Annotated in this window: 16 protein-coding genes and 1 tRNA gene; 15 read left to right on the forward strand and 2 right to left on the reverse strand. The window is 70.6% G+C overall.

Translation table 11 applies throughout. The features are described from left to right. Positions 1–11: 11 nt before the first annotated feature. The 4 genes from ftsY (at position 12) to ASE43_RS05610 (ending at position 3,979) form a co-directional block, all read left to right on the forward strand. Positions 12–1,211 (forward strand): signal recognition particle-docking protein FtsY, encoded by a 1,200-nt coding sequence (gene ftsY, locus ASE43_RS05595; protein ID WP_057159696.1) that lies wholly within the window; start codon positions 12–14, stop codon positions 1,209–1,211. A gap of 20 nt (positions 1,212–1,231) precedes the next feature. Next, positions 1,232–2,518, forward strand: coding sequence for a hypothetical protein (locus tag ASE43_RS05600; protein ID WP_057159697.1), 1,287 nt, complete (start codon positions 1,232–1,234; stop codon positions 2,516–2,518). Continuing rightward, positions 2,515–3,627 (forward strand): A/G-specific adenine glycosylase, encoded by a 1,113-nt coding sequence (gene mutY / locus ASE43_RS05605; RefSeq protein ID WP_057159698.1) that lies wholly within the window; start codon positions 2,515–2,517, stop codon positions 3,625–3,627. The genes ASE43_RS05600 and mutY overlap by 4 nt, the downstream gene beginning before the upstream one ends. A 79-nt stretch (positions 3,628–3,706) precedes the next feature. Next, on the forward strand, positions 3,707–3,979 hold the full coding sequence (locus ASE43_RS05610) for an oxidative damage protection protein (protein ID WP_056181800.1): 273 nt from the start codon (positions 3,707–3,709) through the stop codon (positions 3,977–3,979). Between the two features lie 18 nt (positions 3,980–3,997). Here the strand turns inward: ASE43_RS05610 and ASE43_RS05615 are convergent, their stop codons facing one another. After that, complete coding sequence (locus ASE43_RS05615) at positions 3,998–4,474, reverse strand: DUF6491 family protein (protein ID WP_056181797.1); 477 nt, start codon at positions 4,472–4,474, stop codon at positions 3,998–4,000. Between the two features lie 184 nt (positions 4,475–4,658). Between ASE43_RS05615 and ASE43_RS05620 the strand changes: the two genes are divergently transcribed. After that, positions 4,659–4,734, forward strand: a tRNA-Phe gene (locus tag ASE43_RS05620). Between the two features lie 215 nt (positions 4,735–4,949). Here ASE43_RS05620 and ASE43_RS05625 read toward each other — a convergent pair. Next, positions 4,950–6,143, reverse strand: a complete 1,194-nt coding sequence (locus tag ASE43_RS05625) for an MBL fold metallo-hydrolase (RefSeq protein WP_162258754.1) — start codon at positions 6,141–6,143, stop codon at positions 4,950–4,952. A 185-nt stretch (positions 6,144–6,328) separates the two neighbouring features. On the opposite strand from ASE43_RS05625, the gene ASE43_RS05630 reads away from it, so the two are divergent. The 10 genes from ASE43_RS05630 to ASE43_RS05675 all read left to right on the forward strand — a co-directional run bounded on the left by ASE43_RS05630 (position 6,329) and on the right by ASE43_RS05675 (position 15,503). Next, complete coding sequence (locus tag ASE43_RS05630; RefSeq protein WP_235568648.1) at positions 6,329–7,141, forward strand: hypothetical protein; 813 nt, start codon at positions 6,329–6,331, stop codon at positions 7,139–7,141. Between the two features lie 167 nt (positions 7,142–7,308). After that, positions 7,309–7,884, forward strand: a complete 576-nt coding sequence (locus ASE43_RS05635; RefSeq protein ID WP_057159701.1) for a sigma-70 family RNA polymerase sigma factor — start codon at positions 7,309–7,311, stop codon at positions 7,882–7,884. Next, positions 7,881–8,651 carry an anti-sigma factor gene (locus ASE43_RS05640; RefSeq protein WP_057159702.1) on the forward strand — a complete coding sequence of 257 codons (771 nt, stop codon included), beginning with the start codon at positions 7,881–7,883 and terminating at the stop codon, positions 8,649–8,651. Before ASE43_RS05635 ends, ASE43_RS05640 begins: the two co-directional genes overlap by 4 nt. Before the next feature lie 68 nt (positions 8,652–8,719). After that, positions 8,720–9,703, forward strand: coding sequence for an acyl-CoA desaturase (locus ASE43_RS05645; RefSeq protein WP_057159703.1), 984 nt, complete (start codon positions 8,720–8,722; stop codon positions 9,701–9,703). A gap of 3 nt (positions 9,704–9,706) precedes the next feature. After that, a complete protein-coding gene (locus ASE43_RS05650; protein WP_057159704.1) occupies positions 9,707–11,014 on the forward strand; it encodes an FAD-dependent oxidoreductase in 1,308 nt (435 codons plus the stop codon). Continuing rightward, positions 11,011–11,793: a DUF1365 domain-containing protein gene (locus ASE43_RS05655; protein WP_235568649.1), complete on the forward strand. Its 783-nt coding sequence runs from the start codon at positions 11,011–11,013 to the stop codon at positions 11,791–11,793. The genes ASE43_RS05650 and ASE43_RS05655 overlap by 4 nt, the downstream gene beginning before the upstream one ends. After that, positions 11,790–13,067, forward strand: a complete 1,278-nt coding sequence (locus ASE43_RS05660) for a cyclopropane-fatty-acyl-phospholipid synthase family protein (RefSeq protein ID WP_057159705.1) — start codon at positions 11,790–11,792, stop codon at positions 13,065–13,067. Before ASE43_RS05655 ends, ASE43_RS05660 begins: the two co-directional genes overlap by 4 nt. Beyond that, entirely contained in the window at positions 13,064–13,621 is a 558-nt protein-coding gene (locus tag ASE43_RS05665) for a DUF2878 domain-containing protein (protein WP_057159706.1), read from the forward strand. The genes ASE43_RS05660 and ASE43_RS05665 overlap by 4 nt, the downstream gene beginning before the upstream one ends. Beyond that, positions 13,618–14,421, forward strand: a complete 804-nt coding sequence (locus ASE43_RS05670; RefSeq protein ID WP_057159707.1) for a DUF1295 domain-containing protein — start codon at positions 13,618–13,620, stop codon at positions 14,419–14,421. The genes ASE43_RS05665 and ASE43_RS05670 overlap by 4 nt, the downstream gene beginning before the upstream one ends. Continuing rightward, the gene (locus ASE43_RS05675) at positions 14,418–15,503 is read left to right on the forward strand and encodes a cyclopropane-fatty-acyl-phospholipid synthase family protein (RefSeq protein ID WP_057159708.1); all 1,086 of its coding nucleotides are present in this window, start codon (positions 14,418–14,420) and stop codon (positions 15,501–15,503) included. Before ASE43_RS05670 ends, ASE43_RS05675 begins: the two co-directional genes overlap by 4 nt.

The following is a 15,503-nucleotide window of genomic DNA, read 5'->3' on the forward strand; positions in this document are numbered from 1 at the left end:
GCTTCCCCCCGATGATCGGTTTTTTCCGCCGCAAGAAGCCCGAAACCTCCGCCAGCCAACCCCGCCTCAGCACCGAGGAACTGGCCGCCGCATTCCCGTCCGCGCAGCCCGACGCGCACGCTCCTGCCGAACCCGTCGCGGTCGAGCCCATCGCGGCCGAACCCGTCGCGGTCGAGCCCGTGGCCGCCGCCGTCGAACCGGTGCCGGCCGAAGTGATCGCCGCCGCGCTCGAGGTCGACGCCGACGTCGCCCAGGCGGTGGCGGCCGAACCGGCCACCCCGCCCGCCAGCGCCGGCAAGCCCGGTTGGCGCGAGCGCCTGCGCGGCAGCGCGTTCGCGCGCAGCCTGGGCGGATTGTTCTCGCGCAATCCCAAGCTCGACGACGACCTGCTGGACGAGATCGAAACCGCGCTGATCACCGCCGACGTCGGCGTGACCGCGACCACCCAGCTCATCGAAAGCCTGCGCCGGCGCATGAAGGCGCGCGAATTCGCCGACGCCCCGGCCTTGCTCGCCGCCCTGCGCGCCGACCTGATCGCCCTGCTGCGCCCGGTCGCGCAGCCGCTGCGCATCGACCCGGCCGCGCGCCCGTTCGTGCTGCTGACCGTGGGCGTCAACGGCGTCGGCAAAACCACCACCATCGGCAAGCTCGCCAAGCGCTTCCGCGACGAGAACCGCGCCCTGATGCTGGCCGCCGGCGACACCTTCCGCGCCGCCGCGGTCGCGCAGCTGCAGGCCTGGGGCGAGCGCAACGGCGTGCCGGTGATCGCGCAGGGCCAGAACGCCGATGCGGCCTCGGTCGCGTTCGACGCGCTGCAGGCGGCCAAGGCGCGCGGCACCGAAGTGTTGATCGCCGATACCGCCGGCCGCCTGCACACCCAGCAGGGCCTGATGGCCGAACTGGGCAAGATCAAGCGCGTGCTGCAGAAGGTCGATCCCGACGCGCCGCACGAAGTGCTGATGGTGATCGACGGCACCACCGGCCAGAACGCCTTGTCGCAGCTGCGCCAGTTCCACGCCGCAGTCGGCGTGACCGGCCTGGTGGTGACCAAGCTGGACGGCACCGCCAAGGGCGGCGTGGTGTTCGCGCTGGCGCGCGAGTTCGGCATACCGATCCGTTACGCCGGCATCGGCGAGCGCCCGGAAGACCTGCGCGTGTTCGACGCCGAGGCCTTCGTCGACGCCCTGCTGCCCGAAGCGCTAGGCGCCTGAGCCCGGCCGCCGGCGCGCGCATGGTCGCCGACAGCGCCAACCCCGCCGCCAAACCGGCGCCGCGCCGCGCGCGCCGCTGGTTGTTCGCGTTCGCCGCGCTGGGCTTGCTGAGCGTGCTCGCGCTGGTCTGGATCTCGCGCCCGCAGCGTGCGGCGGCATTGATCCTCGACCGCGCCGGCGCCGCGCTGGGGCTGGAGATCAGCGCCGCCGGCGTCAGCGAATACCGCTTGCGCGGCACGCCGATGCTGCTGGTGCGCGAGGTGATCGTGCGCGAGCCCGGCGCCGCCACGCCGCTGCTCAGCGCGAAACGAATCCAGTTGTCGCTGCCGTGGTCGACCCTGCGCAGCCGCGGCGATCAGCTCACGGTCGAACGCATCGAACTCGACGCGCCGCTGTTGGATCTGCCGGCGCTGCAGCACTGGCTGGCGAGCCGGCCGCCGTCGCCGCAAACCCGCATTCCCACCCTCACCGACGGCCTGCGCATCGTCGACGGCCGCATCGTCAACCACGACTGGCGCATCGAGGGCATCCAGGCCGAGCTGCCCGCGCTGTATCCGGATCGTCCCGTGCGCGCGCGTCTGCGCGGCCGCTATCTGGACGCGCCGATGGCGATCCCGTTCGATCTCGCCGTCGCTTTGTCGCGGCCCGCGCCGGCGGCCGGGCTGGGCGCCAACGGTCGCATCGCGATCGAGCAAAGCGGCTGGCGATTGCCGGCGACGGTAGCCCTGTCCGGGCCGCTGCGCATCGGCGACGACGAACTCACCATCGTGCCGGCGTTGCTGGGCGCGGCGGCCAGCTACGAATCCGGCGATACCCGCCTGCCGTTCGCGTTGGGCCTGCACGGCCCGCTCAAGTTCGACGAGGCGGTGTGGTCGCTGGAACCCGTGGCGCTGGCGCTGCGCGCGCGCGGCGACGCAAGCAATCCGATCCCGACGCTGGACGCGACCGGCGCGCTCGCGCTGGGTCGGCGGCTGGTGCTGCAACTGGACGGTCGGCTGGCGCAGTGGCCGCAGGCCTGGCCGGCGCTGCCGGCGCCGCTGGACGACACCTCCGCGCCCTTGCCGTTCGAACTGCGCTACGTCGGCCGCCCGGACCTGTCGGAAACCATCGGCCTGCGCCTGAGCCGCGGCCAGACCCAGGCCGACAGCGAGTTCCGCCTGCCCGCGGTGCTGGCCTGGATCGAGGCCGGCGAACGCGGCGCGCCGTTGCCGCCGCTGCGCGCCAAGCTGCGCACGCCCAAGCTGGAAATCTCCGGCGCCACCCTCGAAGCGGTCGAGATCGAACTCGGCGACGAGGACCTGCCGTGAGCCGCGCCGCGCGCGCCAAACCCGCCGCCGCGCCCGTTGCCGCGGGCGCGCACGCGGATGCATTCGCGAGCCGGCTGCTGCGCTGGTTCGACGTCTGCGGCCGCCACGACCTGCCCTGGCAGCATCCGCGCACGCCGTACCGGGTGTGGCTGTCGGAAATCATGCTGCAGCAGACCCAGGTCAAGACCGCCGCGCCCTACTTCGAACGTTTCGTCGCCGCCCTGCCGACCCTGCCGGAACTCGCGGCCGCCTCGCAGGACCAAGTCCTCGCGCTGTGGTCGGGGCTGGGCTACTACGCCCGCGCGCGCAATCTGCACGCGGCCGCCCAACGCTGCGTCGAGCGGCACGGCGGCGAACTGCCGCGCGATCTCGACGCGCTGACCGCCCTGCCCGGCATCGGCCGCAGCACCGCCGCGGCGATCCTGTCGCAGGCCTGGAACGACCGCCACGCCATCCTCGACGGCAACGTCAAACGCGTGCTCAGCCGTTACCACGGCATCGACGGTTATCCCGGCCTGCCGGCGGTGGAAAAACAGTTGTGGGCGCTGGCCGAACGCCACGTCGCCAGTCCCGATCTGCCGGATACGCGCCTGGCCGACTACACCCAGGCCCAGATGGACCTGGGCGCGACCCTGTGCACGCGCGCCGATCCGGCCTGCGTGCTGTGCCCGCTGCAGGACGACTGCGTCGCCCGCCGCGAAGGCCGGGTCGCGGAGTTGCCCACGCCCAAGCCCGGCAAGGCCGTGCCGCAACGCCATGCGCAGGTGCTGTGGCTGCAGGACGCGCAGGCGCGCGTGTTGCTGCAGCGGCGCCCGCCGGTCGGCATCTGGGCCTCGCTGTGGACGCTGCCGCAAGCCGAGGACGACGCGGCGGCGCAGGCCTGGTTCGGCGCGCACGCGCACGGCGATTTCGCCGCCGCCCAGCGCCTGGCGCCGATCGCGCACGCCTTCAGCCACTACAAGCTGGAACTGCAGCCGCTGCGCTGGCGCGGCATCGCCCTGCGCGACGCGGTGGGCGACAATGACGGCCTGCGCTGGGTCGCGCGCGCCGAGTTGTCCGAACTGGGCATCCCCGCGCCGATCCGCAAGCTGCTGGAAAGCGACGCCTGACGCGCGCGCGTTCGAATCCGGCCCGCTCCATCCTTTCACGCCCGCGGCTTGCGCCGCGAGCCGCCAATCAGGAACTCCGATGCCACGCACCGTCCATTGCGAATACGAACACCGCGACACCGACGGCCTGGACTTCGTGCCCTGGCCCGGCGCACTCGGCAAGCGCGTGTACGCGCACATCGGCAAGACCGCCTGGGCCGCCTGGCTCGCGCATCAGACCATGCTGATCAACGAAAACCGCCTGTCGCCGCTGGACCCCAAGCACCGCGCCTTCCTGGAAGCGGAGATGGAGAAGTTCCTGTTCGCCGGCGGCGCCGACAAGCCGGCCGGCTACGTGGCGCCGGAGAGCTGACCGGCGCCGTTGCCCGGCCTACTTGCCGTCCTGCGGCGTCACGCCGTCGTCGCGGCTTTCCGGCATCGAGCCGGCCGAACGCCGGTCGCGCTGCGCCTGCTTGATCGCCTTGACGTCGAGCGGGCGGATCTGGCCGATATGGCAGGGGAACGGCAGCGCGCCCTGGCCCAGCACCATCACCTTGTCGAAGCGCGAATAGACCCGCCCGGCCTGGCTGCTGACCGTGATCGCCGAGGCGAAGTCCAGGTCCGAGCAGCGGCCCTGCAGTTCCAGCAGATAGGCTTGGTTCGGCCGCGTCCACACCGCCAGCGCGCTGTCGCCCAACGGGGTCCAGCCGTCGAGGCGGCCGTAGTACTGGAACGCGGGCACCGGCTCGCCGGCATGGGCGCGATACAAGGCCAGACGATCGGCGTCGCGCATCTTGGGATCGGTCGCGCAAGCGCTCATCGCGAACAGCGTCAGCGCGGCGGATACTGCATAGAGAATGCGTTTCATGGCGGCTCCTGTTTGCGGCGTACAGTCCATGCCTACGAGTCCTTGCCTGAAGGCCTGGCACCATCATGCGCCGCCGCCGGCACGCTGCGCGGGACCCCGCGCAAACCGTTCAGCGCACATGCGGCTTGCCAGATCGTCCGGCGCTCCGTATCATGCCGCTCCTCATCACGGCCTGCCGTGAAATGGCCGGGTAGCTCAGTTGGTAGAGCAGGGGATTGAAAATCCCCGTGTCGGGGGTTCGATTCCCTCCCCGGCCACCATTTCGCAAGCCTTGAACCGTCAACCCCGCATGGCGCCCGCCCTGCGGGGTTTTCTGTTTGTGGGGCCGGATCGGCCGATGGCTCCGACCTCGCCCGTCACGCCCTATCCCCTGCCCGGCCGGCGGTCTCGCAACGACTCCCGACATCGCGCCGCGACAGGCGCTGCCACGCCCGACAGACCGGCCGCGCGCGCGGCGCGCCCATCGGCGGGGCGATCAGGTCTCCGAACGGGATCGCGATCCGCCACGCAGCCGCCGGAACAGCCGAGCCACCAGATACAGCGCGAGCGACAGCGCCGCTACGATCGCCAGCAAGCTCCATTTGGACCAGAACAGCGACGGGTCGACCAAGGGCGTCGTGTAGATGTAAAGGTCGCCGTTCTGCAGCACCCGCAGCGGCATCTTGCCGGGCACCAGGTAGTGACTGGCGTAGCGGTAGGTCGCGGTGCCGGCCACCATCTTGCCCAGCTCGCTGTCGATCAAGCTCACCCAGGCGCGATCGAAGTGCGGATCGCCGTGGGCGCCGAGGTAGCGCGTCTTGGCATCGGTCAGCGCCAACAGGCGGTCGACATTCGCCTTGTAGATCGGCAGATCAGACTGCGGCGTCATCGCCACGATCCCGCCCAGGTGCTGGTAGACGTGGTCGCCGGTGAAGGCGAGATTGCGCGCGCGATCGACCAACACCACGCTCTCGTTGGTATGGCCCGGCAGGTTGTACGCCGACAGCTGGCGGTCGCCGAGATCGATCGTGTCGCCATCCTTGACGAAGCCCGCGATTTTCAACGGCGGCGGAACCGCGCCGCCGCTCTCGAGCGCGCCGATGGTGTAGCGGCCGTCGTCGATGCGTGCGCGTATCTCCGGCCGGTCGACCAGGGTGACGCCGTCTTCGAAGGTGGCCGCGTCGCCGGTGTGGTCATAATGGTGGTGCGACAGGATCAGGGTGACGGGTTTGTCGGTCAGACTCCCCGCCACCTCGCGCATGGATTTCGATCCGGCGGGCCGTTCGCCGCAACCGGCGTCGAACATGATCGCGCGGGTGCTGCCGACGATCAGATAGGAGGTGTTGTACTGCTCGGACTTCGGCTCGTTGATGGCGAACGTCCGCTCGTCGATCGCTTCGACCGCGTACCAGCCGTCGATCATCCTGGAGGCGGGCGCATAGTTCTGCCCTGGCCGGATGTCGCCCCAGATATCCTCGGAATCGACCAACTGCGCGGCGCAGCCCAGCAGCAGGCTGCCGATCAAAGAAACGGCCAGGATTCGCCACGCACGCATTAGGTCACCGTTCTTGTGGAAGACTCGAACATCGTTTGCACAGCCTTCGAAAACAGGGCGCGTGCCGCATCCGCAATGAATCGCAGATCGCGGCGAAATGTCCAGTTTCGCTATAGCCCGTCCGATCCGATCCATCGGCCGAACCCGCTGCGCTGCGCCTGCGATGTACGACGAAATGCCCTCCGCGGGCATCGGATCGAAACGGCCCCCGGGGCACTTATCCACAGCTGGACACGCCGCCAACGCCCGGCCCGGCCGCCTGCATCAATTTCCGGCCCCGCCTCGTATAGACCCGCATGGCTACCAACGAGCGAGCGCCCATGGCCCGTCGACCCCACCCTTTGCGGCGTATCGCCGTCTTCGGCCTGCTGGGCTGCGCCTGCGGCGCGGCCGGCGCGGGCCCGATCGAGCGCTACGACGGTCTGGCCTACGCCCGCGACGGCGCCCGCCTGCTCTACCGGGAGACCCATTGGCGCTATGCCGACGACCAGACCGCGCAGCGGCTGGTGCTGTACCGCTGCCCCGACGGCCAAGCGTTCGCACGCAAGCGCGTGATCGATGGCGCCCAGGCCGCGGCGCCCGATTTCGACTTCAACGACGGCCGCGACGGCTACCGCGAAGGCGTGCGCAGCCGGGGCGGCGGCCGCGAGGTGTACGTGCAGGACGACGCGCGCGCGCCCTTGCGCACGCGGGCCCTGAAACTGCCGCGCGACGCGGTCATCGACGCCGGATTCGACGCCATGGTGCGGTCGCGCTGGGACGCGCTCTCGCAAGGCCGAGCGATCGCGATCCCGTTCCTGCTGCCCAGCCGCTTCGAGTTCCTCGACCTCCAGCTCGCCGCCGCCAAGCCGGTGCGCGTGGACGGCCGCGCGGCGCAGCGCCTGCGCATGACGCTGGACCGCTGGTACGGCTTCGCGATACCCGCCATCGAACTGACCTACGCCGACGCGGACCGGCGTCTGCTGGAATTCCGCGGCATCGGCACCATCCGCGATCGTCGCGGCCGCTATCTCGATGTGCGCATCGCCTTCCCCGCCGACACCGTCGCCCGCGACGCGACCCGCGCCGAAATCGAGCGCGCCGCCGCCATGCCCCTGGTGCGCAGCTGCGGCACGGGATCGCCCTCGGTATGAGGCGCGCCCTGCCCAGCCAAGCCTTGCCCTGCGCGCCGCCTTCACCGCGAGGCCGGCGTCGATGGCATATAGTCGCGCCGCTCCCCTCCGCGCGTCGCCGCCGCATGTCGCCTGGCGATGCGGTTGGCGCCGCGACTCCGATCAGCTTGGTATCCACAGGTGCAGGAATGCCCGAGTCTCCGCAACGCCAGCGCACACCGGAAAGCGAACGCCTCGACGGCCTGCTGAGCGAGGTCGCCGGCGGCGATACCGGTGCGTTCGAAGCGCTCTACCGCGCCACCTCCGGCAAGCTGCTGGGGGTCTGCCTGCGCGTGTTGGCCGACCGCGCGGAAGCCGAAGACGTGTTGCAGGAGGTCTACGCCAGCGTCTGGCGCAAGGCCGTGCAGTTCGATGCCGGACGCGCCAGCGCGATCACCTGGCTGGCGATGGTCGCGCGCAACAAGGCCATCGACCGCGCCCGTACGCTGCCGGCGCCGCAGCGCATGGCCCCGATCGAACTGGCCGACGAAATCGTCGATCACGCCGCCACGCCGCTGCAGCAGGCCGAGGCCGCGAACGATCAGAGCCGGCTGGAAATCTGCATGCAGCGGCTGGAATCGCGCCGTCGCGCGTTGATCCGCACCGCCTTCTTCGACGGCGCCACCTATGAGGAGCTGGCGGCCCGGATCGGCTCGCCGCTGGGTTCGGTCAAGAGCTGGATCCGACGCGGTCTGAGCCAACTGCGGGCGTGCCTGGAATCATGAGCGCCCAAGACCCCCGCTTCGACGACGACACCGGGCCGGAGCCGCCCGATTCGGATGTGCACGCCGGCGAGTACGTGCTGGGCGTGCTGGATGCGCAGCAACGCAGGCAAGCGCAAGCGCGCATCGCCGCCGACCCGGAGTTCGCGCGCGCGGTGGCGGATTGGGAGCGGCGCCTGGCCACCCTGTTGGACGAGATCGCGCCGGTCGACGTGCCGGCGCACCTGTGGCCGCGCCTGCGCACGCACCTGGGCTGGTCGCCGGTAGGCGAGCAACCCCGAGGGGTCTGGCAGAACCTCGGCTTCTGGCGCGCCGCGACCGCGGTCGCCGCCGCGGCGGCGCTGGCGGCGCTATTCGTGGGCCGCGTGCCGCAGACGCCAACGCCGACGCCGCCCGCGACGCCGCCGATCGCGGTGGAGCCGGCCGAGCAGGCCAAGCCGGTCACCACCCTGGCCCACGACGACGGCTCGCCGGGCTGGCTGGCCTCGCTGGACATCAAGCAGGGCAAGGTCCTGATGGTGCCGGTGCCCGCGCCCGCCGATGCCCAGGGCCGCGTGCCCGAGCTGTGGCTGATCCCCGCCGGCGAAGCGCCGCGCTCTCTGGGCCTGGTCTCGATCGACAAGGCGCATACGGTCGCGGTGCCCAGCGACCTGCTGCGCGCGCTCAAGCCCGGCTCGACCCTGGCCATCACCCTGGAACCGGCGGGCGGCGCGCCGCAGGGCATTCCCACCGGCCCCATCGTCGCCAAGGGCGGTCTGCAGACGATCTGATCGCGGCGGTGCATCCGCCGCGGGCGCGGCCCCGTACCTCCTGATGACACGCTCATCGGGAGAGTTCCATGCCGCAGCCGCCGTCCACGTCTTCCACCGCCAGCGCCGTAGCGTCGGACACGCCCGCGCCCCGGCGTCGCTGGTCGGTGTTGTGGCGCTGGATCGATACCAGCGCGGGCGACGACGGCGACCCGCACAATCGCGAGGAGCGCATCGACTGGCTGCGCGCCTCGCCGTTTCTGGCCATGCATTTGGCCTGTGTGGCGGTGTTCTGGGTCGGCGTCTCGCCGATCGCGCTGGTCGTGGCGGCGGCGTTGTACGCCCTGCGCATGTTCGCCTTGACCGCGTTCTATCACCGCTACTTCTCGCACCGCACGTTCCGCACTTCGCGCGCGGTGCAATTTTTGTTCGCCCTGATCGGCGCTTCCTGCGTGCAACGCGGGCCGCTGTGGTGGGCCGCGCACCATCGCAACCACCATCGCCACACCGAGACCGCGCTGGATCCGCATTCGCCCCGCGTGCACGGCTTCCTGTGGAGCCACGTCGGCTGGTTCCTGACCCCGCACGCGTTCCGCACCGATCTGACGCGCGTGCCCGACCTGGCGCGCTACCCGGAACTGCGCTGGCTGGACCGCTACGACACCGCGGTGCCGGTGGCACTGGCGGCCGCGCTGTACGGCGTGGGCGCGCTGCTGCAGCGCTACGCGCCGGGCCTGGGCACCAGCGGCGGCCAGATGCTGGTCTGGGGCTTCTTCGTCTCGACCACGGTGCTGTTCCACTGCACAGTGACGATCAACTCGCTCGCCCATCGCTACGGCACGCGCCGCTTCGACACCGCCGACGACAGCCGCAACAACTTCTGGCTCGCGTTGATCACCTTCGGCGAGGGTTGGCACAACAACCACCATTTCTTTCCCGGCACGGTGCGCCAGGGCTTTCGCTGGTGGGAAATCGATCTGACCTGGTACGCCCTGCGCACGATGGCCGCGCTGGGCCTGGTGCGCGACCTCAAGCCGATTCCGGCCTGGGTCGCGGCCAAGGCGCGGGGCTGAGCCGTGCGCATCGCGGTGATCGGATCGGGCATCGCCGGCCTGGCTTCGGCCTGGCTGCTGTCGCGCCGGCATGACGTGACCCTGTTCGAGAGCAACGATTATCTCGGCGGGCATACCCATACCCACGACATCGAGCTGCACGGTCGCCGCTACGCGATCGACAGCGGCTTCATCGTCCACAACCCGCGCCACTATCCGCTGCTCACCCGGCTGTTCGGCGAACTCGGGGTGGCGACACAGGCGACCACGATGAGCTTCTCGGTGCGCAACGAAGCCAGCGGGCTGGAATACAACGCCTCGACCCTGGACGCGCTGTTCTGCCAGCGCCGCAACCTGGCATCGCCGCGCTTCCTGGGCATGGTCGCCGACCTGCTGCGCTTCTACCGGCAGGCGCCGGCGCTGCTGGACGGCGAAGGCGACGGACCGACGCTGGGAGAGTATCTGTCCGAGCACCGCTACGGCGCCGCCTTCCGCGACGAACATCTGGTGCCGATGGCGTCGGCCTTGTGGTCGGCGCCGAGTTCGGCGGTGCTGGCGTTTCCCGCGCGCTATCTGGTTCGCTTCATGGCCAACCACCAGATGCTGCAAGTGGCGGGACGGCCGCAGTGGGCGGTGGTGCGCGGCGGCTCGGCGCGTTACGTCGATGCCATGCGCGCCGGCTGGCGCGTGCGCGAACGCCTGGGCTGCGCGGTACGCGCCCTGCGCCGCGACGCCGAAGCGGTCGAGATCGAGAGCATCCACGGCAGCGAGCGCTACGATCACGCCGTGCTGGCCTGCCACAGCGACCAGGCCCTGGCCCTGCTCGCCGACGCCGATCCGCGCGAGCGCGAGATCCTCGGCGCGATTCCCTACCAGGCCAACGAAGCCCTGCTGCACACCGATGCCGCGGTGCTGCCGCGCCATCGCAAAGCCTGGGCCGCATGGAACGCCTGCGTGCCGCGCGACCCCGGCGAGGCTTGCACGGTCAGCTACTGCATGAACCTGCTGCAGGGCATCGACTCGCCCGAGCCGTTCGTGGTCACCCTCAACCGCAGCGCCGCGATCGATCCCGCGCGCGTGCTGCGCCGGCTGCGGTACGCGCATCCGGTCTACAGCCACGCCTCGGTCGCCGCGCAGGCGCGCAAGTCCGAGATCCAGGGCCGCCGCCGCACCTGGTTCGCGGGCGCGTACTGGGGTTGGGGCTTTCATGAAGACGGCATGCGCAGCGCGGTCGAGGTTGCGCAGGCCTTGGATGCGCCCTGGGAGGCTGCGGCGACGGCGGCAGTCGACAGCGCCGTCGATGCGCCGGTCATGGCGGAGCTGGCCGCGTGAACGGCGCCGACGCGCCCCTGCACAGCGCGGTTTACGAGGGTGTGGTGCGCCATCGCCGCTTCCGTCCGCATGCGCATCGCTTCGAATACCGCATCGCCCAGCTCTACCTGGACCTGTCCGAACTCGACCGCGTGTTCGCCGGCCGGCGGCTGTGGTCGGTGGGGCGGCGCAACCTGGCCGAGTTCCGCCGCAGCGACTACCTCGGGCCCGCCGCCCTGCCGCTGGACGAAGCCGTGCGCCGGCGCGTCGAACAGGTCGGCGGCCGCCGCCCGCTGGGACCGATCCGCCTGCTCACCCACCTGCGCTACGCCGGTTACGTCTTCAACCCAGTCAGCTTCTACTACTGCCACGACGCCGACGGCGCGCTGGATTGCGTGCTGGCCGAGATCACCAACACGCCCTGGCGCGAGCGCCATGCCTATGTGCTGCCGGTGCGCGATGCGCAGCGGCGCGGACGCGCCCTGAGCTGGGCCTTCGACAAGCGCTTCCACGTCTCGCCCTTCATGCCGATGCAGCGCCGCTACGACTGGCGCTTCACCCCGCCCGCCAGCGATCTGCATGTACGCATGCAGGTGCGCGACGCGGCCGGCGTCGAGTTCGACGCCGGCCTGCATCTGCAGCGCCGCGCCCTGGACGCCGGCGCACTCGCGCGCGTGCTGTGGCGCTACCCGCTGATGACCGCCAGCGTGGTCGGCGCGATCCATTGGCAGGCGCTGCGGCTGTGGCTGAAGCGCAACCCCGTTTACGACCATCCCGATTTGCAGCGAGGACCGCCATGAACACCACCGCATCCGCACTCCAGCGCCCGGCCGCGGGCTACGGCGCCGGCACGCGCTTCCTGCGCAAGCGTTTGCTCGCCCAGATGCGCGGCCTGGAACACGGCCGACTGGTGCTGGAGGACGCGCTAGGCCGCGTCGAGTTCGGCCTGCCGGCGGCGCAGCGGCCGCAATTGCAGGTACACCTGAGCGTGCGCGATCCGCGCTTCTACCACGCGGTCGCCAGCAACGGCAGCGTCGGCGCGGGCGAAGCCTATATGGAAGGCTATTGGGACTGCGACGATCCGGTCGCGCTGATCCGCTTGCTGGTGCGCAATCGCGAACGCCTGGACGGCATGGAGCGCGGCGGCGCGCGCCTGGGCGGGATGGCGATGCGCGCCTGGCATGCCCTGCGCCGCAACACCCGCGCCGGCAGCCGCCGCAACATCGCCGCTCACTACGACCTCGGCAACGAGTTCTTCGCCCTGTTCCTGTCGTCGGACCTGATGTACTCCTCGGCGGTGTGGGACGGCGACGACGACACCCTCGAAGTCGCATCGGCGCGCAAGCTGGACCTGATCTGCAGCAAGCTCGAACTGGGTCCGGGCGACCGCGTGATCGAGATCGGCAGCGGCTGGGGCGGTTTCGCCGTGCATGCGGCGCGCCACTACGGTTGCCACGTCACCACCACCACGATCTCGGGCGAGCAATACGCATTGGCCCAGGCGCGCGTGGCCGAGGCCGGCCTGGGCGATCGGGTCGAAGTGCTGCGCCAGGACTATCGCGACCTGCGCGGGCAATACGACAAGCTGGTCTCGATCGAGATGGTCGAGGCGATCGGCGCGACCTACCTGGACAGCTACTTCGCCCAGATCGGCCGGCTGCTGCGTCCGGGCGGGCGCGCGCTGGTCCAGGCGATCACGATCGAGGACCACCGCTATGCGCAGGCCCTGGGCTCGGTCGACTTCATCAAGCGCCACGTCTTCCCCGGCAGCTTCATACCGTCGATCGCCGCCCTGCTCGCGGCCAAGGCGCGCAGCAGCGATCTGGCCCTGATTCGCCTGGACGATTACGGCCACTCCTACGCGCGCACCCTGCAGGCCTGGCGCCAGCGCTTCCTCGCCCAGCTCGCGCAAGTGCGCGCGCAAGGCTACGACGAGCGTTTCATCCGCATGTGGGAGTACTACCTGGTCTATTGCGAAGGCGGCTTCCGCGAAGCCTCGATCGGCGTCGCCCAGATGCTGTTCGCCCGCCCGGGGCCAGGCCAGGACGATCGCCGCGCGGAGACGCCGGCGTGAGTTTCTGGAGCAACCTGATCGGTTACCAACTGGTCTGGTTCGCCGCCGTGATCGGCGCCGGTCGCGGCACGCCGTGGCCGGGCACGATCGCCGCGGCGCTGTTCGTCGCCTGGCAGCTGTCGATGCCGGGGCGCGCGCGCGAGTGGCGGCTGGTCGTCGCGGCGGTGGTCGCGGGCGTGTTGGTCGATGGCGGACTGGCCGGCTCGGGTCTGGCGGTCTACGCGGCCGCGCGGCCGGCGCTACCGGCCGGCGGCGCCCCGCTGTGGATCCTGGCGCTGTGGTCGGCGTTCGCGCTGACCCTGACCCAGTCGCTGTCGGCCCTGCGTACGCGGGCGTGGCTGGCGCCGCTGCTGGGCGCGATCGGCGCGCCGCTGGCCTACCTGGGCGCGGCGCGCGGCTGGCAGGCGATGACCTTCGCCCCGCCGGTCTGGCCCGGCGTGCTCGCCCTGGCCATCGGCTGGGCCGTGGCGCTGACGCTGTTGGCGCGCTGGGCGCAACGAATCGAACGCAGCGACGGCGCGGTCACCACGCCGCTGCTAAGGAGGGATCGATGAATCCATGGTGGCCGCTGGCGATGGTATGGCTGGGCGCCGCGCTGGCGATGAGCGCGGGTTGGCGCTGGCAGCGCCGGCGCGAGAACGCCGGCATCGTCGATGCGATCTGGGCCGCCGGCGTGGGCGGCGGCGCCGTGCTGCTGGCCGCCCTGGGCGATGGCGCCGCGCTGCCGCGCGTATTGCTCGCCGTGCTGGGTGGAGTCTGGGGACTGCGTCTGGCCTGGCACCTGTGGCAGCGCGTGCGCAGCGAAGACGAGGACGGCCGCTACCGGCATTTGCGTGCGCATTGGCAGGGCCATCAGGGCAAGTTCTGGCTGTTCTTCCAATTCCAGGCCGCATTGGTGGTGCTGTTCGCGCTGCCGTTCGCGGCGGTGGCGCGCAACCCGGTGACCGAACCCACCCTGTGGTCGGCGCTGGGCGTGGCGATCTGGGTGCTGAGCGTGGCCGGCGAAACCCTCGCCGACCATCAACTCGCGCGCTTTCGCGCCGATCCCGGCAACCGCGGCCGCACCTGCCGTGCCGGCTTATGGCGCTACTCGCGTCATCCCAACTACTTCTTCGAATGGACCCACTGGTTCGCCTACGTGGCTCTGGCCGTGGGCTCGCCCTGGGCCTGGCTGGCCTGGAGCGGGCCGGTGGTGATGTACGTGTTCCTGCGCTGGATCAGCGGCGTGCCGTACACCGAAGCGCAGGCGCTGCGCACGCGCGGCGAGGACTACCGCGCCTATCAACGCAGCACGCCGATGCTGATTCCCTGGTTTCCGCGCAAAGACGACAACGACAAGAGGACCGCCCCATGAACCGCAGCGCCGTCGCCGACGAACTCGAACACGATCTGCCCGCCGCGGGCGCGCTGGGCTGGGCCGAACGCGGTTGGGTGCCCGACGCGCTGCTGCGCGCCGGCATCCGTCGCTTGTGCGCGCAGCGCCTGCGCGAGGAGCGCGGCGGCGGCCTGGAGCAGCGCGCGCAGCGCTACCAGCAGCGCATAGACCAGCTGCGACGCAGCCCGGTGGCCATCCATACCGACGCCGCCAACGCTCAGCATTACGAACTGCCGCCGGCGTTCTTCCAGCTCTGCCTGGGGCGCCGCCTGAAGTACTCGGGCTGCTACTACGAACGCGGCGACGAGAGCCTGGACCAGGCCGAAGACGCGATGCTGGCCCTGTACGGCGAACGCGCCGAGCTGCGCGACGGCCAGCGCATCCTCGAGCTGGGCTGCGGCTGGGGCTCGTTGACGCTGTGGATGGCCGAACGCTATCCGAACGCGCGCATCACCGCGGTGTCCAACTCGCAGGCGCAGCGCGCGCATATCGAAGCGCAGTGCCGCCAACGCGGCCTGTTCAATGTCGAAGTGCTGACCCAGGACGTCAATCGGTTGGAGCTGCCCGAAGGCCGCTACGACCGCTGCGTGTCGGTGGAGATGTTCGAGCACATGCGCAACTACGAGCTGCTGATGCGGCGCATCTCGCGCTGGCTGGCGCCGGGCGGCAAGCTGTTCGTGCACATCTTCGCCCACCACGAACTGCTATATCCGTTCGAGACCCAGGGCGAGGACAACTGGATGGGCAGGCATTTCTTCACCGGCGGCTTGATGCCGGCCGCGGATACTTTGCTGTGGTTCCAGAACGAACTGCGCATCGAGCAGCGCTGGCAGGTCGATGGCCGCCACTACCAGCGCACCGCCAACCATTGGCTGCGCAACCAGGACCTGCGCCGCGACGAGGTCATGGCGACGCTGCGCGAGGCCTACGGCGCCCAGGCCGGGCTGTGGTTCCAGCGTTGGCGCATGTTCTGGATGGCCTGCGCGGAAATGTTCGGTTACGCCGACGGCCAGGAATGGCTGGTGGCGCACTACCGATTCGTACGCGATCCCTCCACTTGA

This window comes from Lysobacter sp. Root983, from assembly GCF_001429345.1.
Taxonomy (GTDB): domain Bacteria; phylum Pseudomonadota; class Gammaproteobacteria; order Xanthomonadales; family Xanthomonadaceae; genus Lysobacter.

Bases quoted from the DNA above. Each gene is read 5' to 3' on its own strand.
- ASE43_RS05630 (WP_235568648.1), top strand. From the start codon at position 6,329: ATGGCCCGTCGACCCCACCCTTTGCGGCGTATCGCCGTCTTCGGCCTG.
- ASE43_RS05645 (WP_057159703.1), top strand. From the start codon at position 8,720: ATGCCGCAGCCGCCGTCCACGTCTTCCACCGCCAGCGCCGTAGCGTCG.
- ASE43_RS05640 (WP_057159702.1), top strand. From the start codon at position 7,881: ATGAGCGCCCAAGACCCCCGCTTCGACGACGACACCGGGCCGGAGCCG.
- ASE43_RS05675 (WP_057159708.1), top strand. From the start codon at position 14,418: ATGAACCGCAGCGCCGTCGCCGACGAACTCGAACACGATCTGCCCGCC.
- ASE43_RS05600 (WP_057159697.1), top strand. From the start codon at position 1,232: ATGGTCGCCGACAGCGCCAACCCCGCCGCCAAACCGGCGCCGCGCCGC.
- ASE43_RS05635 (WP_057159701.1), top strand. From the start codon at position 7,309: ATGCCCGAGTCTCCGCAACGCCAGCGCACACCGGAAAGCGAACGCCTC.
- ASE43_RS05610 (WP_056181800.1), top strand. From the start codon at position 3,707: ATGCCACGCACCGTCCATTGCGAATACGAACACCGCGACACCGACGGC.
- ASE43_RS05625 (WP_162258754.1), bottom strand. From the start codon at position 6,143: ATGGATCGGATCGGACGGGCTATAGCGAAACTGGACATTTCGCCGCGA.
- ftsY (WP_057159696.1), top strand. From the start codon at position 12: ATGATCGGTTTTTTCCGCCGCAAGAAGCCCGAAACCTCCGCCAGCCAA.
- ASE43_RS05670 (WP_057159707.1), top strand. From the start codon at position 13,618: ATGAATCCATGGTGGCCGCTGGCGATGGTATGGCTGGGCGCCGCGCTG.
- ASE43_RS05660 (WP_057159705.1), top strand. From the start codon at position 11,790: ATGAACACCACCGCATCCGCACTCCAGCGCCCGGCCGCGGGCTACGGC.
- ASE43_RS05615 (WP_056181797.1), bottom strand. From the start codon at position 4,474: ATGAAACGCATTCTCTATGCAGTATCCGCCGCGCTGACGCTGTTCGCG.